Below are 23,341 nucleotides of genomic sequence, written 5' to 3' on the forward strand. Positions count from 1 at the left end.
ATGTTCAAGGTCATCCGCAGGGCCTGGCGCTACCTGGTCTTCGCCCTGTCCGGCCGGCTGGACGAGCTGGCCGACCCCCGGGTCCAGATCGAGCAGGCCATCCAGGAGGCCAAGGAGCAGCACCAGCGGCTCTCCCAGCAGGCCGCCGCGGTCATCGGCAACGAGCGCGAGCTGGAGATGAAACTCACCCGCTCGCTGGAGGAGACCGAGAAGCTCCAGGCCAACGCCCGCCAGGCCGTCCTGCTGGCCGAGCAGGCGAGGGCCGCCGGCGACGAGCGCAAGGCGCTGTCCTACGAGGACTCGGCCCGCGCCTTCGCCTCCCGGCTGGTGGCGGCCGAGACCGCGATGCAGGACGCCCAGTTGATGCACGAGCGGGCCAGGCAGTCCTCGGCCCAGGCCCGCGCGGCGGTCGAGAACAACGCCATGGCCCTGCAGAAAAAGATCGCCGAGCGGATGCGCCTGCTCTCCCAGCTCGACCAGGCCAAGATGCAGGAGCAGCTCAACAAGGCCATGGGCGACCTGTCCGGGCTCGCTCCCGCCGGGGACACCCCGACCATGAACCAGGTCCGCGAGAAGATCGAGAAGCGCTACGCCCGCGCCCTCGGTGAGGCCGAGCTGACCTCCAACTCGGTGGAGGCCCGGATGATCGAGGTCGAGCGCGCCGCCATCGACGTCGAGGGCGCCGCCCGCCTGGAGGCCATCAAGGAGAGCCTCAACCGGGACAGGAAGCCCGGGATCGAGAGCTGATCCGGGGGAGCATCACGATACTGCTCGACCGGCGCGGCCTCCGGGCGATCGAGCCCCTTACCCGTGGGCGCACCGCATTTCGCATCCGGCCGGCCGACCGCTGACCGACCGGGCGTGGAGCTCAGCGGACGGGCAGGTCGTAGACGCGGCGGACGCTGCTCGGGGCGGTGCCGAGGTCGGCGCCGTAGATGTGCAGGGAGATCGCCGTGTCGTCGCCGATGTTGCGCACCCGGTGGATGTCTCCGGGCGGGGCGAAGCCGCTGACCTCTCCCACCTGGCCGGCCGTCCGGCCGATCTCCGTCAGGTGGTCGCCGTCGAGGCGGTAGAGCGTCTCGTACTCGACCCCCTGCAGGACCCCGAACGCGCACCACGCGATGTGGTCGTGGATCACGGTCTCCTGGCCGGGCCGCCAGACCACGGCGAGGATCGAGAAGGCCGCCTCGGTGTGGAGGGTGTGGCCGACGTAGTGGGCGGGGTCTCCGAGACGTTCCTCCTCGGTGAGGATCTCCGGGGAGGGCAGCCGCTCACGCAGCAGGTCGGCCACGGCGAAGGCCGTCGTCCTCGGAGCGGTGGACCGGCCGGTCAGCTCCCGGACCCCGGTGACCAGTTCCGCCAGACCGGGGCGGGTGAGTGTCGTGGTTTCCATACGTCCAGGGTGCGCCGGGCCATCCATAACGTCTAATGCCTATCCCCCCGCTTATTCATAGATAACCTTGATACATGCTCGATGTTGTACGGCTCCGCGTGCTCGCCGCCGTCGCCCGGCACGGATCGGTCACCGCGGCGGCCCGGGAGCTGCACTACTCCCAGCCCTCGGTCAGCCACCACCTGGCCAAGCTTGAGGCCGAGACCGGAGCCAAGCTGATCCAGCGGGTGGGCCGGGGCATCCGGCTCACCGAAGCGGGCCGGATGCTGGCGGAACGGGCCACCGAGATCATCGGGCGCATCGACTCCGCCTCGGCCGAGCTCTCCGCGCACGTGGGGCTGCGCGCGGGCCGGGCCCGGCTGGCCGCCTTCCCCTCGGCCCTGAGCACGTTCGTTCCGGAGGCCGCCGCCCGGCTCGCCAGGGACCACCCCGGCCTGGAGCTGCGCCTGACCGAGACCGAACCGCCCGAGGCCCTGCGCATGCTCCGCGCCGGCTACGTGGACGTGGCCGTGGTCTTCCGTTACGACGACACCGAACCGGAGGACGACGGCATCCGGCTGCTCCACCTGATGGACGACCCCAGCTACCTGGTCACCTCCGGCCGGACCGGCACCCTCGCGTCGCACCGCGACAGCCGCTGGATCGGTGGCTGCGACCGATGCCGGAGCCACCTGCTCGACCTGTGCGGCCGGGCCGGATTCGAGCCGGAGATCTGCTTCACCACCGACGACATCGTCGCCGTGCAGTCCCTGGTGGCAGCGGGGATCGGAGTGACGACTCTGCCCGGCCTCGCCCTGCGGGCCCACCGCCACCCGAAGGTCAACGCGGTCGAACTGCCCGGCTCGATCCGCCAGGTCTACGCCGCCACCTACGGCGGGCCCCCCGTCCCCCCGGCGACCACCGCCCTGCTGACCGCCCTGACCTCGGCGATCCGACCCGGTCTCCGGCAGCCGAGGTCCACGCCGGAACAGGGAGACCTCGATGAGGCGCCGACATCGATCTGAGCATGGCGCATATGGCGGATGGCACCATACAAGGCATGGTGAAAACAACCGTCTATCTCCCGGAAGAGCTTGAGGTGCGGTTGGACGCCGAGGCCGCGGCCACAGGGGTCAGTAAGGCCGAGCTCATCCGGCGGGGCATCGCGATGTTGCTCGACAACTCGGCGCGCCCCAGCCAGGCCCGAGCACTACCCGTTTTCAACAGCGGGCGCCCCCTGACCGCCGAGGCCATGGACGACAGGATTTACGAGCACATCAAAGAACGGGTAGCGCGCCGTTGATCGTCGTGGCTGCCGCCCTTGCCTTTTGTGCCACGTTCGACAACGGATAGAGGATTTCAGCGAGCCCCACGGAGGTGGGCCATGGCGATCCGTACGTTGCCGGGCAGCGGAGCGACGGAGTCGAGCACGAGACGATCCTCATCCCAGGCATCGAAGTTCGCGCGGCGCGCCTCCACCGACGCCCAGGCCGGTTCGACGAAACCATCGATGTCGCGCTGCCGGCTTTCAAGCCGTCGCCGGTGCAGACTTTGGTCGGAGCAGGTCACTTCGATGTGGCGCAGCACCACGTTCCGGCGGAGGGCAAGGCCGCGCCACTGCTCCCGTGCCGCCCTCGCGTCGTTCACCGCGTCGACGATGACCGTCTGTCCGAGTGCGAGAACGTCGGAGGCGAGCGCCTCCACCACGACATAGGCCGCCAGTCCGGTCGGCTGGCGGCGGTCGACTCCCGCTCGCCATATCGCGGCCTCCACCGGGTCGACCGACAGCACCGGCGCCGGCAGCAGACGGCCCAGTTCCTGGGCCACGGAACTCTTACCGGCGCCGGGCAGGCCGCTCATCACGATCAACATGGTCGGAACACTGCCATACGGATCCACCGTCATCCGGTGCCGAGAAGATCTCGATGACTGTCGGCCCACGGCGCGATGTCCACCCGACCCAGGCCGCCGTCACACCGCTCTCATTTCGAAACGCTCACCAGGATCCTCGCCCCGGAAAACCCGGAGCGGGCAGAGGTCGGGTGAGCCTACGATCCTGACATGCCGGACCTGACAACACTTGCGCTGTTCGCCGCCGCGACGCTCGCCCTGCTGCTCGTACCGGGCCCCGCGGTGCTCTACATCGTGACCCGCAGCGTCGCCCAGGGCCGCGGTGCCGGGCTGGTGTCCGTGCTGGGCATCCATCTCGGTTCCGTGGTCCACGTGGCCGCCGCCGCCCTCGGCGTCAGCGCCCTGCTGGCCGCCTCGGCGACCGCGTTCGCCGTGGTCAAGTACGCGGGTGCGGCCTATCTGATCTGGCTGGGCATCCGGAAGCTGATGGCTCGCCCGGACGACACCGAGGCGGCCGAACCGGTGGTCGCGACCCGGTCCCGGATGTTCTGGGAGGGCTTCGTGGTCAACGTGCTCAACCCGAAGACCGCGATCTTCTTCCTGGCCTTCCTGCCGCATTTCACCGACCCCTCCAGGGGGCCGATCGCCCCGCAGATCCTGCTGCTGGGCATGGTCTGGATCGCGCTCGGCATGGCCAGCGACGGCGCCTTCGCGCTGCTCGCCTCGGCCATGGCCGGTCGGCTGCGCCGCTCCGCCCGCGCCCGCCGCCGGCTGGACGTCACCAGCGGTGTGGTCTACCTCGGCCTGGGCGCCGTGGCCGCGTTCACCGGTGAGAGCGCCGCCGCCAAGGCATAACCGCCTCCAGCCAACCGAAACGGGTGCCCCACGGGCGCCCGTTTTTGCGTTTTCGCAGGTAAGAGGAGTTGGTAAAGAATAACTCCACCATTGACTCTTTACGTGAAAAAAATTGACTACGTCGCAAAACCGCCCGTATCGTCCAGGCAATCGGGGACCAGGAGAAGTCGATGAAGCGACTCACGGCAATCGTGGCCATGGCGTCAATCGTGACCGCCACGGCCTGCGGCACCACCGGGAAGTCGGAGACAGACCGGTCGGGCGGCACCTACACCACGATCGACGGCACCAAGCAGATCAACGCCAGCGCGCCGACCAACCCGTTCAACCCGGTGGGATCGGTTTTCAACGGCTACAACGGGATGGCACTGGCCTGGCCCAAGAACGACCCCACCGACCCCAACCGGTTCTACCCGGCGATCGCCAGGAGCTGGACGGCCGCCCCTGACGGGTCGGCGGTCGTCATCCACCTGCAGCCGAACGCCAGGTGGTCCGACGGCAAACCGTTGACCAGCGAGGACGTCCGGGTTTCGATCGGCCTCGCCTACAGCCAGGGGGGTACGGCGTACGCGCTCGACCCGAAGGCGGCGGGTGCGGCGGCCGAGATCCAGGTCGTCGACGCCAAGACCATCAGCATCACGCAGGGTCCGAACCGGAGCCAGATGTTCCTCAACAACCTGCTGTCCACCGTGATCGTGCCCGCTCACGTCTACGGCCGGCTGCTGCCCACCGGCTTCTGGAAGACACTCAAGATCGCCCAAGGTGCGGACGGCCCCGCCGCCGAGCGCGCGAAGTCCGTGATCACCGGGATGGCCGACAAGGTCATCTCCTTCCGGCCGCCGCACGACGTCTCCGCCGGGCCGTTCGTACTGGAACGGGTCAACCCGGGCGCGGCGCTACTGAAGAGGAACCCCTACTTCTACGACAGCGCCGCCGTCGTGCCGGACAAGGTCAAGGTCCTCAACTACACCAGCAACGAGCAGATCTGGAACTACCTGATCGCCGGCAAGCTCGACAACGCGCCGTTCACCTCGGTGCCCACCGCCGTCATGGACCGCATCCGCCAGACCGGCGGCAGCCGGATCGTCCGGGGCTACTCGCCCGTGGTCACGTCGCTGGCGTTCAACCAGGCGCTCAAGCCGTACGACAACGTGCACGTGCGGCGGGCGCTGGCCTACCTGATCGACCGGAACCAGGTCACCAGGATCGCCTCGCCGGAGGGCGGCACCCCGGCGGCGACCACGTCGGGCATCCACGCCAAGGCGGCCCGGGCCTGGCTGGGCAAGGGGTTCGACAGCCTCACCCGCTACGGGTTCGACCCGGTGAAAGCCGCGACGGAGCTGAAAGCCGCAGGCATGACACGGCGGGGCGGCACGTGGGCCATGCCGGACGGGACACCGTGGAAGGTCGAGATCCACGTGCCGGCGTCGTTCTCCGACTGGGTCTCGGCGGCCCAGTCGATCAGCAGTCAGCTCAACGACCACGGGATCGACGCGAAGGTGATCACCGCGGCCGACTACACCCTCTACCTGGGTGATCTGGCGGCCGGCAAGTACGGGATCGGGTTCTGGCTGATGGGCCTCGGGCCGGCGCCGTACAACATCTACCAGCGCCTGTTCGGACAGGCGAACGGCTGGCAGATGTTCGGCGGCCGGCTGAAGCACGTGGCGCCGGGCACCCAGGGCAACTGGATGGGCGGCGCCGAGACCGCCCAGGTCACCGGGGCGGGCACGGTCAACCCCGGCGAGCTGACCGCCAGGCTCAACTTCGCCGCCCCGGACGAGCAGAAGCGGATCGTCGGCGTCCTCGCCAGGGTGGCGAACGAGCAGCTCCCGGTCATCCAGCTCTGGGACTACGTCAACGCCCAGTTCGTGAACACCTCCCGGTACACGGCCTTCCCCCCGGACGACAGCGAGGCGCTGCGGCTGTCGTCGGGTGTGTGGATGCAGCTCGGAATGATCAGAAGGAGGCAGGCATGACTCTCGCGATCAGGAGTCGTCCCCCCGGCGGCGCGGCCGTCCGCAGGGGCCGCCTCCCCGGCGGCGCGGTCGCCCGGCGGGTGGCGGGCCATCTGGTCCGCGGCCTGGTCATGGTCTGGGTCGTCGCCACGATCAGCTTCGTCATCATCCGGGAGATCCCCGGTGACCCCGTCGCCGGGCAGTACGAGAGCCTGATCCAGAAGGGCATGTCGCCCGAGCAGGCCGAGCGGGCCGCGGCCGTGCTGTACGGCTTCCTCCCGACCGGCAGCCTGTGGGAGCAGTACGTCGGATACATGGGCTCGCTGCTCCACCTCGACCTCGGGCAGTCGCTCAGCACACCGGGCGTCCCGGTGACCACGCTGATCGGCGCGGCGGCCCGGTGGACCGTGCTCCCCGTGCTGGCGGGCACCCTGCTGAGCTTCCTGCTCGGCGTCGTCATGGGCGTCTACGCGGCGATCAAACGGTCGGGACGGCTGGGCGACGTGCTCGCCCTGTCCGGTTCGCTGCTCCACGGCGTCCCGGTGTACGTCATCGGGCTCCTGCTCACAGCGATCTTCGCGACGCTGTGGCCGATCATGCCGTCCGGCGGCCCGGTGGAGATCGAGGCCGTCCCCGGCCTCAACGCCGGATACGTCGGTTCGCTGGCGCACCACGCCGTACTGCCGGTCGTGACGTACACGCTGGCGAGCTACGGCGGGTGGATCCTGGCGATGAAGTCGAACGTGGTCGCCGTACTCGGTGACGACTTCATCCTCGCGGCCGAGCTCCGCGGGCTCAGGCGCGGCGTCGTCTTCCGCTATCTGGCCCGCAACGCGATCCTCCCGCTGTTCACCGTCCTCGCCCTGTCGATCGGCATGCTCTTCGGCGGATCGATCTTCATCGAGGAAATCTTCAACTATCCGGGTCTCGGGCTGCTGCTCGTCAACAGCATCAGCACCCGCGACTACGCGCTGATGGGCGGCACGTTCCTGGTGATCACGGTGGGCATCGTGGTGGCCAACATCGCCGCCGACCTGCTCTACACCGCGATCGACCCGCGGGTCAGAAGTGGAGGCTCGGCATGACCGCCATCACCGACGCCGGGGAGGCGGCGATCCCCCGGGCAGCCGCCGGGAACACGCGCGCGACGCTGCGGCGCAACTTCTGGCGCGGCGTGTGGCGGGTGATGCGCCGCAAGCCGAGCCGGATGGCCGGCGTCGTCATCATCGCCGTGTTCGCCGCGATGGGAGCCTTCGGCCCCCTGCTCTACCCCGCGCACCTGCCCCGGGACAACAGCGCGCTCTACGCGCCGCCGAGTTGGACGCATCCCTTCGGCACCGACTTCGAGGGCACCGACGTGCTCGCGCTCGTCGTCACCGGCGCACGGTACGTCCTGCTCGCCGGGCTCGCCACCGCGATCATCACGGTGGCCCTGGGCACCTCCATCGGGCTGTTCGCCGGGTTCCGGCGCGGCCGGTGGGACACCCTGCTCATGCGGATCACCGACATGAACCTGGCCATCCCCGGCCTGCCGCTGCTGCTCGTGCTGTCCACCGTGTGGAAGTTCACCAGCCCCCTGGAGATGGGACTGGTGCTCGGGCTCCTCGGCTGGGGCGGCGTGGCCCGCGCCGTACGGTCCCAGACGCTCTCCCTGCGTGAGCGGGGGTTCATCGAGGCCGCCAGGGGACTGGGCCTGCCGACGACCCACATCATCGGGCGTGAGCTGCTGCCCGGCATGGCGCCCTACATCGCGATGAACATGCTCATCGCGGTGACCGGTGCCGTCTACGCGCAGGTGGGCCTGTTCTTCCTGGGTGTCCTGCCGTTCGACGCCAACAACTGGGGCGTGATGCTGAACTTCGCGGTCTTCAACGGCGGGGCGCTCACCACCCCGGCGGCGCTGCCGTACCTGCTGGCCCCGCTGCTCGCGATCCTGCTGCTCACCCTGGGCATCGTGCTCCTCATCGACGCGATGGACGAGATCTTCAACCCCCGGCTGCGGGAGGAATGACCCCATGACCATCGGCTCCGCGGCGCCCGGCGTGCGCATCCGTGATCTCACCGTCGTCTACAAGACCCCGGCGGGCGAACTGCCCGCCGTCTCCGGCGTCGACCTGAACCTCACCCCCGGGACGATCACCGGTATCGTCGGCGAGTCCGGCTCCGGCAAGTCCACCCTGGCGCTCTCCCTGCTCAACGCCGTCCAGCCGCCGGGCAGGATCGCGCGAGGCAGCGTCGAGATCGACGGCCTGGGGGACGTCCTGACGCTCGGAGGCGAGGATCTCCGGCAGGCCCGCGGACGGCAGGTCGGCTACGTCTTCCAGGCGGCGCAGAACTCGCTCAACCCGCTCAAGACCATCGGCAAGCAGCTCCTCGACCTCGGCCGCTCGCACGACGTGGCCGACCTGCGGGCTCTGGTGCGCGACGCGAAGGACCTGCTGGCCCGGATGGGCATGGACGGCGCCCGGGTGCTCGACTCCCACCAGCACGAACTGTCGGGGGGCATGCGCCAGCGGGTCGGCATCATGCTCGCGCTGGTCCTCAACGCCAAGGTGGTCGTCCTCGACGAGCCGACCACGGCCCTCGACATGATCACACAGGCGACGATCCTGCGGATCATCAGAGAGATCCACGAGGAGCGGGCGCTCACCACGCTCGTCATCACCCACGACGTCGGCGCGGTCGCCGAGGTCGCCGACGACCTCGCCGTGATGTACGGCGGGCGGGTGGTCGAGCACGGCCCGATCAACGAGGTGATCGGCGCGCCCGCCCACCCCTACACCCGGGGCCTCATCCGGGCCATCCCGCGGCTGTCGGGTGACATCTCCCTCGCCCGGGCCCTGCCGGGACGGCCTCCCACGCTCGGCACCCTCCCGGTCGCCGGGTGCGTGTTCCGCGAGCGGTGCGACGCGCGCATGGAGATCTGCGAGACGGCCGAGCCCGCCTCCGCCGTTCACGGTGGGAGGACCGCCGCCTGCCACGCGCTGGAGCATCCGTCCGCGCCGGCGAGACGGAAGGAGTACGCATGATCACGGGAAACGGGATCACCAGAACGTTCAAGCAGCGCGGAAACGTCCTCGGCGGGCGTGACGTGCCCGCCCTGCGGGGCGTGGACTTCGCCGTCGCCCGGGGCGGCGCGGTGTCGTTCATCGGCGAGTCCGGCTGCGGCAAGACCACGCTCGGCCGGATCATCGCCGGGCTGGAGACCTACGACTCCGGCGAGCTCGTCATCGACGGCACCTCGATGTCCGGGCTGAGCCACCGGCGGCGGCAGCCGTACTTCCGCCGGATCCAGCTCATCCACCAGGACCCGTACTCGGCGCTCAACCCGACGCGCACGATCCACCAGACACTGGCGGCGCCGCTGACCCTGCGCGCCGGGCAGACCGGCCGGCCGAGGTCGTGGATCGACGAGCGGGCCGACGAGTTGCTCGCCCTGGTGGGCCTCGACCCGGGGTATGTGCTGCCGCGCTACCCCCACCAGCTCTCCGGGGGCATGCGCCAGCGCGTGGTGATCGCCCGCGCGCTCACCGTGGACCCCGAGATGCTCGTCGCCGACGAGGCCGTCTCGATGATCGACGTGTCGATGCGGCTGGGCGTCCTCGCCCTGCTGAAGGACCTGCGCGAGCGGCTGGGCGTGAGCGTGCTGTTCATCACCCACGACATCGCCACCGCCCGCTACATCGGGGACGGCGGCGAGGTCTACGTGCTCTACCGGGGCCGGATCGTCGAGCAGGGGCCGACCGAGACGGTCATCGCCGACCCGGTGCACCCCTACACCCAGTCACTGCTGTCGGCGATCCCCGTGCTGCACGGGCTGGAACGGCCGGGCGCCGAGCGGGTCGTGCCCGTCGAGGCCCCCAGCGGAGGGCATGACGGCACGGGCTGCCTGTTCGCGGGGAGATGCCCGTTCGGCACCGCGCGCTGCCAGAGCGAGACCCCCGTGCTGGGCCACGACGGAGACACCGTGCAGCGGCACGCGTGCTTCCGCCCCCGGCAGCGGAACGTGATCCCCCTGGGGGTGGGCGCGTGACCGGGAACCCCTGGACGGCATGGAACGGTGCGGAAGCATGACAGAGTCACTCGCCGCCCTGGCCACGGAGCGGAACGACCCTCGCTACAGCGGGATCGACACCCTCCCGACGGAGGAGATCGTGCGGCTGATGAACGCGGCCGACACCGCGGTGCCCGCCGCGGTGGCCGCGGCCGGCCCGGCGATCTCCGCCGCGATCGACGGCGTCGCCGGGCGGATGGCCGCCGGAGGCCGGCTGCTCTACGTCGGCGCCGGCACGTCGGGACGGCTCGCAGTGCTCGACGCCTCGGAGTGCCCGCCGACCTTCGGCACCGCTCCCGACCTGGTGCAGGGCATCATCGCGGGCGGCGACGCCGCACTCGTCCGGTCGGTCGAGGGTGCGGAGGACGACGCGGAGGCGGGTGCCGCCGCGATCCGCGACAGGAAGGTCGGCCCCTTGGACTCCGTGGTGGGGATCTCCGCGAGCGGACAGGCGCCTTATGTCGTCGCCGCGGTGGCCGAGGCCCGCCGCCGGGGGGCGCTGACCGTGGGGCTGGCGTGCAACACCGGCACAGCGCTGGCGGCCGGGGCCGAGCACGCGATCGAGGTCGTCGTCGGGCCGGAGGTGGTCGCCGGGTCGACGCGGCTGAAGGCCGGCACGGCCCAGAAGCTGGTGCTCAACATGATCTCCACGATCACGATGATCAGGTGCGGGCGGACGTACGGGAACCGCATGATCGAGGTGTCGGCGAGCAACGCGAAACTCGCCGACCGGGCGGCCCGCATGGTCGCCGAGATCACCGGCGCCGCCCCCCTCGTCGCCGCCGGCGCCCTGCGGGAGGCCGGGAACGACGTGAAGACCGCCGTCGTGATGATCGAACGGCGCCTCGGCGCGGACGGCGCGCGCTCGCTGCTCGCCGCGCACGGCGGCCGGCTGGGAGACGCCCTGCGCCATGCCGGTCAGGACGCCTGAGACCGGGTCGTACCGGGGAGCCGGCAGCCGGCCGAGGAGGTGAACTCCCCGGCTCGGGACGCAGGGCATGGCAATGGTCGTGGCCACCACCCGGAACCGATCGCGGAGCCGTACCCTGTCTCCGATCGGCACGTGCGAGCCGTGGGCCGGCGGCCACCACGACACGGCACCGGCTGCCGATCGCACCGGATCCGGCGGTTCAACCGTCACAGCGATGTCGGGGGACATGACACGGAGAGGTAGGGCAATGACGACACGCTCTGCGCGCCTGGCGGTCCTGACCGCGGCACTCATGCTCGGCAGCGGGCTGACCGCGTGCGGCGCGGACGTGGGTTCCGCCGACGGCAAGATCACGATCACCTTCTGGGACGACAACGGCGGTCCCGCCCGCACCCCGGTGTGGCGGCGCATCATCGCGGAGTTCCAGAAGGCGAATCCCACGATCACCGTCAAATACGTCGGCATCCCGATCTCCCAGATCCAGCAGAAGTACGACAGGGCCATCGCCGGCGGCGGGCTGCCCGACGTGGGCGGCGTCTCCACCGCCATGCTGTCCGGCCTGGTGGCGCAGAAAGCGCTCGACCCACTGGACGACCGGATCTCCGGCGGCGCGCTGAACGGCAAGCTGAACGAGCAGGTCACCACGGCCGTCAAGTCGACCGTGCCCGACGGTGCGACCTACATGATGCCGCTCTCCACCAACCTGGGGGTGCTCTGGTACCGGACGGACTGGTTCGAGGAGGCCGGACTCGAAGCGCCCATGAGCTGGGACGACTTCTTCACCGCGACCGAGCGGCTGACCGACGCGGCCCAGGACCGCCACGGCTTCACCATCCGCGGCGGCACGGGCTCGATCGCGCAGATGCTGGAGATGGTGTACGGCCAGTCCGGCATCACCGAGATCTTCGACGCCTCCGGCAGGGCGACGGTCAACGACCCGAGGAACGTGGCGGCCCTGACGAAACTGGCGGGGCTCTACAAGAAGGTCACCCCCGAGGCCGACGTCAGCAACGACTACGTGAAGATGGTCGCCCAGTTCGACGCCGGCAACATCGCGATCATGCAGCACAACCTGGGGTCGTTCAACGACCACGTCAAGGCGCTGGGCAGGGAGCACGTGGCCGCCATGGCCGTGCCGAAGTCCGCCGCCGGTTTCCAGGTGGTCCTGTCCAACCCGGTCGCGGGGATCGGGCTGTTCGCGAGCGGCCGGCATAAGGACGCCGCCTACAGGTTCGCCGAGTTCGCCGTCTCCAAGGCGATGAACAGCTACTGGTCGGAGAAGACCGGCGTGCTCCCGGCCAACACCGACGTCAACGAGGAACCCTGGATCCAGGGACTGCAACACATGGCCGAGGCGGTCAAGGTGCTCAACGACCCGACGGCCAAGGTCGTGCAGATGCCGTACTACCTGCCGGAGTTCAACACGATCACCAAGACCGCCATGGAGCCGGAGTTCCAGAAGGTCCTGCGGGGCACGCTGTCGGCCAAGGACTTCCTTGACAGGTTCGCCGCCAAGCTGACAGCGGCCCAGGCCTCCTACAAGAAGCGCAACAGCGGCTGAGCCGTACCCCTGTCGCGGGCGCTCCTACTCCCCGGGCATGGGAGCGCCCGCCCTGCACACCCGGAAGACCCTCGGGGCGGCCGTACGGAGCCTCCCTCCCACCTGGCCCGTGGCGGACCACGACAGCGATCCCGGGTACGGCTCGGACCGGTTGCTGAAAGCCGGGGAGTGCCCCGTCCCCCAGGTCAGGACTGACCATGCCCCCTTCAGGGGTAGTCCGCTGGAGAGGGCCGACCCTGACGCGAAGCGCCCTTTCGGGAAGCGTCCCTTTTCGGGGGGAATGGCCATTGGAACGGTCCTACAGCTTGCATTTATCGCCCGGATGGATGGAAAGTGATCGTTCAGGATTTTCGGACCGTTTCATCTGCCGGGCCGCTTGCCTTTCGGTCGTCTTCTGAGTCGCGCCCGGGGACGCGGCGGGCTGACGAGGAAAGGCTGCCTCTTGAGCTCTTTGGACGGTATGGCCTATGCCGAGCGTCAGTTGCTGGCGTTGAGCGACATGGTGAATGAGCTGGGGGGCGGGGTCGCGGGAGTGGCCGCGGGGCATGTGGGGGCCGCTTACGCGACGCGGGCCGCGGTGACCGACGATGACTACGGCCAGGAGTTTTGGCGCCTTCACGGGGAGACGTTCGAGACGGTCGGGGAGCTGTTGCGTTTCCTGGCCGGCAGGTGCCTGTGCGAGGGGGAGAACCTCGGCCACGCCCGGGTCGGTTACCAGGAGGCGGACGCGGCTTCTGCGGGCGCGGGTGCCGGGGTTTCGGGCCCTGTGAGTGGGGGGCGTTGATGGATCCGAATGTTTTCGTGCCGGATCTGATCAAGCCGTTCTGGCCGTTCATCGCGGGGGGTGCGTTCCCGGAGGGGTCTTATGCGCAGATCTCCGCTAAGGCGGCGGAGTTGGAGGGGTTGGCGGAGGCGTTGGGGCGTTTCCAGCTGGAGTCGGGTGGGGCGGTGGCTCATCTGCTGGAGTCGGGGGCGTGGGACGGGGCGGCCAAGGAGGAGTTCGCGCGGCTGTTCGGCAAGCTGGTGGCGTCGGCGGGTGGTGCGGCCGGGCAGGGTGGTGGGCCGGGTGGCGGGGATCCGGTGGCGGTGTTGGCGTATGTGAAGGATTTGGTGAGCCGGGAGGCGGTCGCGACGCGGCGGCACGCGACCGATATCGATCACACCCAGTGGATGATGATCGTCGGGGTGGTGGCGGCCGCTGCGGTGATCGTGCGGTTGCGGATATTAGCGGTGGCCAATCCCGGGGTGACGCCGTTGATCTGGAGCAGGTTGGCGTTCACCCGGATGGAGAACCAGCTGATCAAGGCTGAGCTGCTGAAGAACATGGTGGTGTTCGGCGGGATCATGGGCGGGTTGGATGCCGGCGTTCAGGGGGGGCAGTGGCTGGCCGGGCATCGGAAGAAGTTCAATGGCGGCTCGCTGGCGTGGTCGGCGGGCACGGGGATGTTGACCGGGTTGTTGTTCGGTGGGATGACGGTCGGTGCGTCGCGGTTGGTGACCGATGACATGGTCGGGGTGGTCGCCAAGGACGGGGCCGGGAGTCTGCGTGGTTTGGTGGCGGGGGCGCCGAACACGGTGGCGGGGCGGGCGGTGATGAGCGGGGCGGCGGCCACCGCGGCCAGTGTGCCGATGTTGGCGATGAACGGGCAGTTGGACGCCGAGCACGTGTTGTACTCGGTGGTCGCGGCTGTGGTGGGGGGTGTCGGGCCGATCGCGGTGCATCCGGATACGGTCACCGGCAGGTCCGGTGAAGGGGCCGGTGAAGGGGCCGGTGGCGCCGATGGCGGGCCTGGCGGGTCCGGTGATAGGTCCGGTGGCGGGTCTGTTGATGGTTTCGGTGGCGGTCCCGGTGGTGGGGTCCGGCCGGGGGGCGTGCCCGAGGGGCGGGGCCTGACACCGCCGCTGGAGGGTTCATCGCCGTCGGTGCCGTTGGGGTTGTCGCCGGACAGGACGTCTCTGGCCGCGCTTGACGAGGGGGCTGCCGGTGATCGCGGTGGTGCGCCCGGCGACGGCAGCGGCGGCAGCGGTGGTTCGAACGGTCAGGTGGGTGTTGATCGTGGCGTGGGGGCCGGGCCTGCCCGTCCGGCGGCCGACGGGGTGGTGCCCGCGCAGGTTGCGGCTGGTGGAGCCGTGCCCGCGCACCCGGCCGGCAGGGCCGGAGTGGAGGGGGCCGGTAGGGCGGGTGAGCGGGTGGCGCCGGAGGGCGGCGATGGGGTGTCCGGGCGCGGTGCGCCGGGAGAGAGAGCCGTCGCGCCTGCCGGCGACGGTGCCCGGCCCGCTCGCCCTGTGGAGGGGGACGCTCCCGTAGCGCGTACCAGGGTCGACGGACCCGCGGCCGAAGGCGGGCCCGCGCCCCGGGCGGCCGACGGCCAGGGCGGCCAGGCCGTACCCCGGGCGGCCGACCAGCAGGGCGGGCCGGTCGTGCCCGCCGCCGGGCACGACGGCGGCCCGGCGCCGTCCCACCCCGGCTCCGACGCCGCACCTGCCGTGCGTGAGAGGGAGGCGGCCCGGCAGGCTCCCGCACCCGAAAGGCAGGCCACGACGGCCGCCGACATCCGGGCGACGGGAGACGGGCTCTACACAGTGATCGAGCCGCCGGCCAGGGGAGCACAGCAGGGTGGTTTCGCGGGGCTGCAGGCCGGCGCGGTGATGTACCACCACGACCCCGTAGGCCCGCCCAATCCGCATGGCTGGGGGAACGGACAGCCCGCTCGACCCGGCGCGGAGGACGGAGCCGGCGGGACCACGCCGTCGCATCCCGGGGGAGGCGACGGCCGTACTCCGGCGGCGGCCCGCGTCGACCCCGAGGTCACAGCCGGGCGGGAGATCGCCGAAACGATCCGCGTACCCATCAGGTCGGACGAGCAGGCCCGGACCATGGCACGGCTGAACGAACTGTTCGAGGGCCGGTTGACGCCGGACGGCAACGTTGCCATCGATGTGCCTTCGACACTCCTCTCCGAGAGCCTGGGGGTCCACGACGACGGCGGGCTCGTCGGGGCCGCCCTCCGCGCGGTGGATGAGACGTCGGGTGCCGCGGAAGCCACTCGGGGGCACCGGGAGGCCGCAGACGTCGTAGCCGCGCTGGACAGGATGGACCATCGAGAGTTCGTCGACGCCATGCAACGGTACGTCGACAAGGACGCGGATCTCTGGCTTGGACGCAAGGCCGCCCGGTGGAGCGGTCATCTTGAGTTGACGGACGGGCAGGCACGGTTCCTGGGCAGGTTCGGGAAGGTCGGCTTGCCGGGGCTGGTCTCGAAGTTCGTGGACACGGGCTACACCCCCATGGACGGGGCCCAGTTCCATGTGGGCAGCATCAGGGCGCTCCTCGAAGTGGCACTCGACCTGCACGCCAAGCGTGGCGAGGAGATCACGGCCATGGTGGCGGCCGGAGACGACCGCGCCTTGGGACACCTGCTCGAGGAGCATGCCAGGGCCACCGATTTCGTGCGGGAACACGGGATGATGGTCGAGGAGCGGCTCGGCCGTGATCTCACCGACGCCGAGTTGCAGGCAGCGGGCCGTCTGGGCGCGATGGTCGGCCCCGAGTTGACCCATGGCGAGCCCCCGCTGCTGCCCGGCCCCATGAGCGAGCTCATCGCCGCGGAGGGGCCTGCGAAGGTCGTCGAGACCTATCTGCGATTGCAGGCCGATGGCGGCGATCACGTGTTCGGTTCCCAAGAGAGCCCGCACAGGGTGGCAGAGACGCTGCGCGACTATCTGGCGGCTCCCGACAAAGACCTGTGGCTGGGGCGCAAGGTGGCCGAGTCGATGGAGCGGATGTTGTGGGGCATGCGGGAAGTGCCGGACAACCTCGCCAGGGCCACCGCCCGGCTCATCGGACTGGCCGGCCCGGAACTGACGAATCCCCTGTTCGCACCGGACGTACGCACCGCCATGGGCGACCTGATCCACGACGTGGGAGGAGCAGAGAAGGCGTACCTGCTCTACCGGCAGGCGAGTGAGAGCACGGAGGTCGTCTTCGCGAAAACCGGGGACGACCTCGCCATGGCGCTGAGAGGTCATCCGGCCTTCGAATCGCGACTCCTGGAGTGGGGAAGAGAACTCGCCCGGCAGGCGGACATCGAGCATCCCACCGACAGGCAGGCGCGGGATCTCCAGCACATCAGGAGCACGTTCCGTCTAGGACCACGGGACAACTTTCTTCACCTCCCTGAGCGGTTCGGACTGGCGGAGGGCGATTTCGCCGGCCTCCTCGATGCGTACGCCGGAGCCGAAGCCGCTGGACACGCCCCGCACAAGACCGTGAACGCCGCTCAGCTCATCGAGGCCGTCACGGAGTTCAGGACCGCTCGGGAGCTGGGCCAGCGGCTTGGTCTGGATGATCTGACGGCTGCCGAGGCGCAGGCCCTCAACCGGCTCAACAGGCTGGCGCCGGAAGTGGCGAACATGTCGGATCCGCTGGGCTCCCCGGTGAACCACCTCATCTTGGATTATGGCTATCAGAGGTTGGCCGAGGCGTACCTCCGGGCGACCGTTGAGAGATTCGGGCCCGTCACAACCGCCGCGACCCCCGATGCCCTGGCCGCGGCCATGGACATATACCTGCCGTTGGATAGGCCGTACTGGTCGGGCCGGCAGATCGCCGACCGGGTCGGGCTGCCCCGCCTGTCGCACGATCAGGCACGGCACGTGCATGAGGTCTCGGAGCTCTTCCGGAACGACCATCGCGCCGACATGGCCGAGGAACGGGCCGAGCACGCACTGGGTGGTCGGCGGGGGATGTTCGACACCGCGATGCGCGCACTGGACCAGGAGGACCCCAGGACCCACTGGGCACTGCGCGACGGGGACCACGACGGGCTGACCGACGCGCTGGTGGACTTCGCCGAATCGACCGGCCTTCACCTGAACGAAGGCAGGCAACTCGCGGCCGAAGCCGGAATACACGGACTGACCGACCTGGAAGCACGGGCGCTCGGCCGACTGAACATGCGGATCGGATTCGAAGAGCGGACCGGCGTGGCGCTCCCCACAAAGATGCACCGGCTGGTGCAGGAGCGAGGCCTTCGAGAGACACTCGAGGCGTACCTGGACCTGGAACGCAAGGGAGGCGCATACGCCTCACTCGATCACGTCAGGGATCCCGGAGCGTGGCTCAGAGACTACATGGACGCGCCGGATCGCCGGTTGTGGCTAGGCGAGAAGATCGGACCGAGGATCGACGGGCCCAGATACGGGGAGGCGGACTACGCCGCCATCGGTCGGCTGGCGGAACTGGCCGGACCGGAACTGGTCGGCGGCTGGCTGAAGTCCGACGTGCTGACGCCCCTCGGCGAACTCCGCGCCGAACTAGGACATCCCACGGCACTGATCGACAAGTACCTGGATGCGGTACGGCGGGGCCATGAGCCGGTCGTCCAGGCGGCCAACAGCGCCGAACTCGTCACCGCCTTACGGGCGGATCTGGGGCTGGACGGGCACAGCATCGTCGCCGAGGCGCCGAAGGTCCATGGTGCGGCCGGGGATGCCGCCCCTGCCACTTCGACCGCAAGGGCGGAAGGACATCCAGCGCCGGACCCTCGACGGGTCGCCGACCCCTCTTTCAACAAGGTTCCGGACGCTTTCCACGATATCCGCCATACGGTTCAAGACACGCCTCGCGCACTTTCACCCTCCGCGCGTGAGGCGCTTACCCACCTCGTCGACCGCCATCCTGAACTGGTGGAGATCCCGCGCTCGCACCATGATCTCAAAGAGGAGGCGCAAAGGCTCGACGTGGATCTGTCCTTCGAACAGGTCGAGGAGTTGCGACTGCTCTCGTATCACGCTCACGGCCTTGAGCCCCCCGCCCTGTCCCGGGAGAGTCTCGATGCCTTCCTCTGGAAGGTATGGCTGGAGCAGAGCGAAATTTATTATACGGGTGACATCTATTCACTTTACAATCGCTCCAGCGAGAGCAACCCGCTCAACCGCACACCTCAGTCCTATATGGACAGCATCGTGAACATCGCACATGATAGGCCTCCCCACGCCCGCTCGGTGATCCAGGCAACCCGGAAGAGCGTATTGACGCTCGAGGGTGAACCTGCCACCCCTGAAGTCGGCGGAGATTTCTTCCCCTTCATCCGCGCCCATGAATCTGGAAGTAATATCACAGAACGGCTGTACGTAAACGCCAACGCGGACAAAGCTCCAGAACTGATGGAGGCTCTGGTGCGGGAAGTGGTGGATGTTCCAGACCGGTTCCCCGGAGTATACGCGGCAAAGGTCAGCGGCTATCAGGCGGTCACCAGACGAGCGGACAATATCGTGATCTATGCGGATGACGACACGGCCATAGCGAATGTGGTCGCCTGGTTGCGCGAATACCAGCAAAAAGACCCGGCCGCCTTCATGCAAGAGACACCGCCGATGACGCAGAAGGTCATGGATGGCATCAGCCGCGGCGCGGAACCCCTCGCCGCCGGAGCAAGTTTCGGTCTCGTGCGCTCCAAGGCCATCTCTGATGCACTGGACATGACCAGGGAAGTGGGTGGCGACATTAATATGTTCATGCGGAATGTTTCCAAGATGTTTCTAGCATTCGGCGTCGACTTCGATAAACCCCATGCCAACCTTCCGGAAGAAACGCCATGATCGACGACGGCAGACTCGACTCCGCCCGTGAGTTCGTCACAGGGTTCCTCCGCGAAGAGATCGACGAGACGACGAACCCCGAGTTGTTCGGAGAGGATGTCCTGATGTTCGCTGTGATCAAAATCGATGCGCGAGCTCCAAGCTGGATTCTCCAACAGCTCGCAGACCGGCGTTGGCCTCTGTCCCGGCGTGCCGAGCTTCTCTGCCCCATGATGACCAACTACGCGGAGGGCTATGCGATTCTCCGCGATGAGGACCCCAACCTGATGCGTCATATGCCGGACCCCGGAAGATAGACAGGCACGCCCTGGGAGCCGGATCGGAACAGCAGGTTTCGCGATCGCACTAAGATCGACCAACAGCCGAGAAGGAGGCGCTGTGCACGAGGAATTGCACGCACAACTTGAGGCGATGGTCGAGGAGTACAACCAGCAGGCCGCCCAGATGCGGGAGGCCTACGCCAGGCTCCGCGAGGTGGAGGCCTCGGCGACCTCGAAGGACGGCCTGGTGACCGTGAAGGCGGGGCCGCAAGGCCGCATCATGCGCATCGACCTGGACCCGCGCATCACGAAGAAGCTGTCCGCGTCGGAGATCTCCGCGTCGCTCATGGAGCAGATCCAGGCGGCGACGGCGGATGTGACCGAGCAGACGCACCGGCTGATGGCGCCCTTCGTGCCCGAAGGCGTCGACATCGAGCAGTTGCTCGACCCCGAGACCGACTTCGGGTCGGCCCTGCCCACCATCGACAAGGACACGCTGTGAGCAGGTGGACCGACGGAGACGGTACGGTCGGCCGGCAGGCTCGCCGCGGGGTACGGCCGGGCGCCCTATCTCCCTGAGCCCGCGGGTACGGCCGGGCGCCCTGTCTCCCTGAGCCCGAGGGGTACGGCCGGGCGCGCTATCTCGCCGAGAGGGCGAATCCGGCGACGACCACCTTGCGGATCACTATCGTGAGCGCCGCCACGGCGATCGCCGTCCACGCCCCCGCCAGGGAGAGCCGGAGAAGCCCCGCCGCGACGAGAAAGTCCAGCAGCACCGCCATCGCGGTCCTGGGCCCGCCGCCGGAGAGCAGCGCGGCGAACGCCGCGGCCAGGCCCATGGCGGCGACCAGGGTGGCGGCCGTCCGGACGAGCTCAGCCACGGTCGGCACCGGGCACGGATCGGGGACGGGCCTCGGCCACCGTGCGCCCCTCCCGCTCGATCTCCCTGCTCAGGAAGAAGTTCAGCGCGGTCCTGATGGCCGCGATCGCCGCCAACTGCCCGATCTGCGTGAAGCTCGGCGAGATGGCCGTGCGCAGCACGTCACTGGCGAGCTGGAACTCCAGCCCTAAGGCGAGGAATCGTCCCAGGAACAGCCGGACCGTCACGAACCCGTCGGCGCCGCCCCGCCGTACGGCGACGAGGAGGAAACGTACGAAGGCCACGGCCGCACCCGCGAAGATGATGAGCGCGCCTGCCGCCTCGACGAGACGGACCAGCAGGTTGACGACCTCCCGGAGCGTCTCCTCGGGCAGCAGTTCAAACATGTGCTGCTGTTACCCGGTGATCGTCCTTCTAATACTGCAACGGCGCTTATGTGATGGTGTGGCCATGTTTTCGGTAGTGGGCACGGCGGGCTCGGGCTTGCCGTCGGCGGCACCGGCATGACCGATCGAGGACGTGGCCGGTCGGGTGAACGGGCTGCAGGAGGAGACGGACCAGCAGGCGACGGGTTTCGTTGACGGCCGGCGGGATGAGATCACGTTTGGCGGCTCTCGGTCCGGCCCGCCGTATCGGAGTATCACTTCACCGGCTCCCGGCGGACGGGTCAGACCCATGGAGCCAGGGACCTTGCGAGGGGATCGGAGAGGAAGGAGACTTCACCTCACGTGACCATGGGAGGGAAATGAGCAGAGAGCGCTTATTGCGCACACTGGGCATCGCCGCGACCATCGTGGGACTCTTCATCGGCTTGTCCCCTATTCCGCATAATGGCGACAATACCTGCGGAAGCGCGTTCATCCCTGACGGTTACTTTCAGTGTCCCAGCGAACAGAGCGGACGGTTTCTGCTCGCCTTCATCTTCCTCATCCCCGGCCTGATCATGATCATCGCCGGGAGACGCGGCAAGGGGAAGAAGGACGGGGCCGGCAGCCCCGCTCCCGGGCGTACGAGTGTCCCTGGACCCGTCGCCCCGGGCATGGTCGCCGCTTGGCCGGAGCAGTGGCAGCCAGGGGACCTCGTCATCGACATCCGCGGCCGGGTGTTCGTCCGCGCATCCGGAGAAGATGAGAGGTTTGGTCGGCCCTGGGGTTACCCGAGGCGCGACACCCTCGACATATCCGGCAGGCCTGTGGTCCCGGAGGGGGCGGTCGGGGAGGACGAGCCCACCCGGCCGCTGACGCTGCTGGTACGCCACGGTCGTCCGCTTCCGCCCTTCTCCCCCTCGGGCGGGGGCAGCGGTTGACCGGCTGGTCTCTCCCACGATCCGACCTCTTTTAAGGCCAGATCTTCACAGTACGAGGGGAGGGTCACGGCCGCCCCCCCGGACGTCATCGATAGCCGTGACCGCCCTGAACGTCAGCCGCCGGACGGGTCGGCGGCCTGGGCGGTCTCCCTGGCCCAGCGGTAGTCGGCCTTGCCCGCCGGGGAACGGACCATCTCGTCGACGAAGGCGAAGGTGCGGGGCACCTTGTAGCCGGACAGCCGCTGCCGGCAGTGGGCGTCGAGCTCCTCGGCCGACGGTGTCGTGCCCGGCCTGAGCTCGACCACGGCGGCGACCCGGCTGCCCCACCGCTCGTCGGGGATGCCGGTGACGACCGCGTCGAAGACCGCCGGGTGGCCTTTGAGCACGGCCTCGACCTCCTCGGGGAAGACCTTCTCCCCGCCGGTGTTGATGCAGACCGAGCCGCGACCGAAGATCGCGATCGTGCCGTCCTCCTCGACCCGGGCGATGTCGCCGGTGAGCAGCCAGCGGACGCCGTCTCCGTCGGTCACGAAGGTGCGCGCGGTCTTGTCCTCGTCCTTGTAGTAGCCGAAGGCGATCCGGCCGGCCCTGGCGACCGTGCCCAGTTCACCCGATCCGGGCTTGACCGGCTCCAGGGCCTCGTTGAGCACGGCCAGGTTGGAGGCCGCGGTGGACTGGAATCGCTGACCCGTCTCGGGAGAGGAGCCGGGGACCGCCGAGGCGGTGTAGCCGGACTCGCTGGACCCGAAGCTGTCTATGATCATCCGGTCGGGGAGCAGCTCCGCCAGGCGGTCACGGACGGCGCCGGTCAGGATGGCGCCGGTGGAGCTGACCGCGAACAGCGACGACAGGTCGTAGCCGCCTCCTGCGATCTCGTCGGCCAGCGGGCGGGCCATCGCGTCGCCGGTGATGTTGATCGACACGACCTTCTCCCGGTCGATCACGCGCAGCACCTCGGCCGCGTCGAACCTGCGGACGTAGGCCATCGTGCCGCCCATCCACCAGGAGATGAAGGTGGCCATCTGGGCCGCGCCGTGCATCAGCGGGGCCGCGGCCATCATGGTCATCGGCCCGGAGGTCCTGGCCGCCTCGATCACCTCGTCCGGTGTGGCACGCGGCTCCCCGTAGGGGTTGCCCCCGCCGAAGCCGAAGAACAGGTCCTCGCTGCGCCACATCACCCCCTTGGGCATCCCGGTCGTGCCACCGGTGTAGATGATGTAGACGTCGTCCCCCGACCGTGCGGGGAATCCCCTCGTCTCCGGCTGCCCGGCCAGCGCCTCCTCGTACGGCACCGCCGCCTCGATCCCGGACGTGCCGCCCACCGCGATCAGGTGCCTCAGCTCCGGAGCCTGCGAGGCCACGGCCGCCACCCGGCCGTCGAACTCCACGTCGAACAGCAGGGCCACGATGTCCGAGTCCTGATAGAGATAGAGCAGCTCGGCCTCGATGTAGCGGTAGTTCACGTTGACCGGCACAGCCCGGATCTTGAGCGTGGCCAGCAGTCCCACGACATACTCGACGCCGTTGTAGAGATGGATCCCGATGTGCTGCCCGGCCCGCACGCCCCGGCTCCGCAGGAAGTGGGCGAGCCGGTTGGCGTCCGCGTCCAGCTCCGCGTAGGTGCGGCGGCTGCCGCCGCAGACGACGGCGGTGCGGTCCCCGATCGCGTCCGCGAGCCCCTCGAACAGATCTGCGTGGTTGAACTCCATC

At 69.1% G+C, this 23,341-nt stretch carries 21 protein-coding genes; 16 read left to right on the forward strand and 5 right to left on the reverse strand.

Annotated features, from left to right (window positions below; genetic code table 11):
- The gene (locus OHA77_RS13285; RefSeq protein WP_406318346.1) at positions 1–747 is read left to right on the forward strand and encodes a PspA/IM30 family protein; all 747 of its coding nucleotides are present in this window, start codon (positions 1–3) and stop codon (positions 745–747) included.
- 121 nt (positions 748–868) lie between these two features.
- Here OHA77_RS13285 and OHA77_RS13290 read toward each other — a convergent pair whose 3' ends face one another.
- Positions 869–1,393 carry a cysteine dioxygenase family protein gene (locus OHA77_RS13290; RefSeq protein ID WP_326820326.1) on the reverse strand — a complete coding sequence of 175 codons (525 nt, stop codon included), beginning with the start codon at positions 1,391–1,393 and terminating at the stop codon, positions 869–871.
- 74 nt (positions 1,394–1,467) lie between these two features.
- Between OHA77_RS13290 and OHA77_RS13295 the strand changes: the two genes are divergently transcribed.
- Positions 1,468–2,397, forward strand: coding sequence for a LysR family transcriptional regulator (locus OHA77_RS13295; RefSeq protein WP_406318348.1), 930 nt, complete (start codon positions 1,468–1,470; stop codon positions 2,395–2,397).
- Positions 2,398–2,432: 35 nt separating this feature from the next.
- Complete coding sequence (locus OHA77_RS13300; RefSeq protein ID WP_406318350.1) at positions 2,433–2,675, forward strand: ribbon-helix-helix protein, CopG family; 243 nt, start codon at positions 2,433–2,435, stop codon at positions 2,673–2,675.
- A gap of 56 nt (positions 2,676–2,731) precedes the next feature.
- Here OHA77_RS13300 and OHA77_RS13305 read toward each other — a convergent pair whose 3' ends face one another.
- Positions 2,732–3,244: an AAA family ATPase gene (locus tag OHA77_RS13305; protein WP_406318351.1), complete on the reverse strand. Its 513-nt coding sequence runs from the start codon at positions 3,242–3,244 to the stop codon at positions 2,732–2,734.
- Positions 3,245–3,433: 189 nt separating this feature from the next.
- Between OHA77_RS13305 and OHA77_RS13310 the strand changes: the two genes are divergently transcribed.
- The 12 genes from OHA77_RS13310 (at position 3,434) to OHA77_RS13365 (ending at position 19,947) form a co-directional block, all read left to right on the forward strand.
- Positions 3,434–4,078 (forward strand): LysE family translocator, encoded by a 645-nt coding sequence (locus OHA77_RS13310; RefSeq protein WP_406318353.1) that lies wholly within the window; start codon positions 3,434–3,436, stop codon positions 4,076–4,078.
- 170 nt (positions 4,079–4,248) lie between these two features.
- Entirely contained in the window at positions 4,249–6,057 is a 1,809-nt protein-coding gene (locus OHA77_RS13315) for an ABC transporter substrate-binding protein (RefSeq protein ID WP_406318355.1), read from the forward strand.
- Positions 6,054–7,121 (forward strand): ABC transporter permease, encoded by a 1,068-nt coding sequence (locus OHA77_RS13320; protein WP_406318357.1) that lies wholly within the window; start codon positions 6,054–6,056, stop codon positions 7,119–7,121. Before OHA77_RS13315 ends, OHA77_RS13320 begins: the two co-directional genes overlap by 4 nt.
- Positions 7,118–8,047, forward strand: coding sequence for an ABC transporter permease (locus OHA77_RS13325; RefSeq protein ID WP_326820319.1), 930 nt, complete (start codon positions 7,118–7,120; stop codon positions 8,045–8,047). The genes OHA77_RS13320 and OHA77_RS13325 overlap by 4 nt, the downstream gene beginning before the upstream one ends.
- A 4-nt stretch (positions 8,048–8,051) precedes the next feature.
- A complete protein-coding gene (locus OHA77_RS13330) occupies positions 8,052–9,065 on the forward strand; it encodes an ABC transporter ATP-binding protein (RefSeq protein WP_326820318.1) in 1,014 nt (337 codons plus the stop codon).
- Positions 9,062–10,069 (forward strand): ABC transporter ATP-binding protein, encoded by a 1,008-nt coding sequence (locus tag OHA77_RS13335; RefSeq protein ID WP_406318359.1) that lies wholly within the window; start codon positions 9,062–9,064, stop codon positions 10,067–10,069. The genes OHA77_RS13330 and OHA77_RS13335 overlap by 4 nt, the downstream gene beginning before the upstream one ends.
- Before the next feature lie 37 nt (positions 10,070–10,106).
- Positions 10,107–11,021 (forward strand): N-acetylmuramic acid 6-phosphate etherase, encoded by a 915-nt coding sequence (murQ, locus tag OHA77_RS13340; protein ID WP_406318361.1) that lies wholly within the window; start codon positions 10,107–10,109, stop codon positions 11,019–11,021.
- A gap of 247 nt (positions 11,022–11,268) precedes the next feature.
- A complete protein-coding gene (locus OHA77_RS13345; protein ID WP_406318362.1) occupies positions 11,269–12,582 on the forward strand; it encodes an ABC transporter substrate-binding protein in 1,314 nt (437 codons plus the stop codon).
- A 442-nt stretch (positions 12,583–13,024) separates the two neighbouring features.
- On the forward strand, positions 13,025–13,366 hold the full coding sequence (locus tag OHA77_RS13350; RefSeq protein WP_406318364.1) for a hypothetical protein: 342 nt from the start codon (positions 13,025–13,027) through the stop codon (positions 13,364–13,366).
- Entirely contained in the window at positions 13,366–19,185 is a 5,820-nt protein-coding gene (locus tag OHA77_RS13355; RefSeq protein WP_406318366.1) for a T3SS effector HopA1 family protein, read from the forward strand. The genes OHA77_RS13350 and OHA77_RS13355 overlap by 1 nt, the downstream gene beginning before the upstream one ends.
- On the forward strand, positions 19,182–19,481 hold the full coding sequence (locus OHA77_RS13360; RefSeq protein WP_406318367.1) for a hypothetical protein: 300 nt from the start codon (positions 19,182–19,184) through the stop codon (positions 19,479–19,481). Before OHA77_RS13355 ends, OHA77_RS13360 begins: the two co-directional genes overlap by 4 nt.
- An 82-nt stretch (positions 19,482–19,563) precedes the next feature.
- Positions 19,564–19,947, forward strand: coding sequence for a YbaB/EbfC family nucleoid-associated protein (locus OHA77_RS13365; RefSeq protein WP_406318369.1), 384 nt, complete (start codon positions 19,564–19,566; stop codon positions 19,945–19,947).
- Positions 19,948–20,083: 136 nt separating this feature from the next.
- On the opposite strand, the gene OHA77_RS13370 is transcribed toward OHA77_RS13365, so the two are convergent.
- Together OHA77_RS13370 and OHA77_RS13375 are read right to left on the reverse strand one after the other, a co-directional pair.
- Positions 20,084–20,326 (reverse strand): hypothetical protein, encoded by a 243-nt coding sequence (locus OHA77_RS13370; RefSeq protein ID WP_406318370.1) that lies wholly within the window; start codon positions 20,324–20,326, stop codon positions 20,084–20,086.
- A complete protein-coding gene (locus OHA77_RS13375) occupies positions 20,319–20,711 on the reverse strand; it encodes a DUF1622 domain-containing protein (RefSeq protein WP_326820309.1) in 393 nt (130 codons plus the stop codon). Before OHA77_RS13375 ends, OHA77_RS13370 begins: the two co-directional genes overlap by 8 nt.
- Positions 20,712–21,070: 359 nt before the next feature.
- On the opposite strand from OHA77_RS13375, the gene OHA77_RS13380 reads away from it, so the two are divergent.
- A complete protein-coding gene (locus tag OHA77_RS13380; protein WP_406318371.1) occupies positions 21,071–21,631 on the forward strand; it encodes a hypothetical protein in 561 nt (186 codons plus the stop codon).
- A gap of 113 nt (positions 21,632–21,744) precedes the next feature.
- Here OHA77_RS13380 and OHA77_RS13385 read toward each other — a convergent pair whose 3' ends face one another.
- Positions 21,745–23,340: an acyl-CoA synthetase gene (locus tag OHA77_RS13385; RefSeq protein WP_406318373.1), complete on the reverse strand. Its 1,596-nt coding sequence runs from the start codon at positions 23,338–23,340 to the stop codon at positions 21,745–21,747.
- Between the last annotated feature and the right edge of the window lies 1 nt (position 23,341).

The organism is Streptosporangium sp. NBC_01639 (assembly GCF_045209755.1).
In the GTDB taxonomy this organism is placed as follows: Bacteria; Actinomycetota; Actinomycetes; order Streptosporangiales; family Streptosporangiaceae; genus Streptosporangium.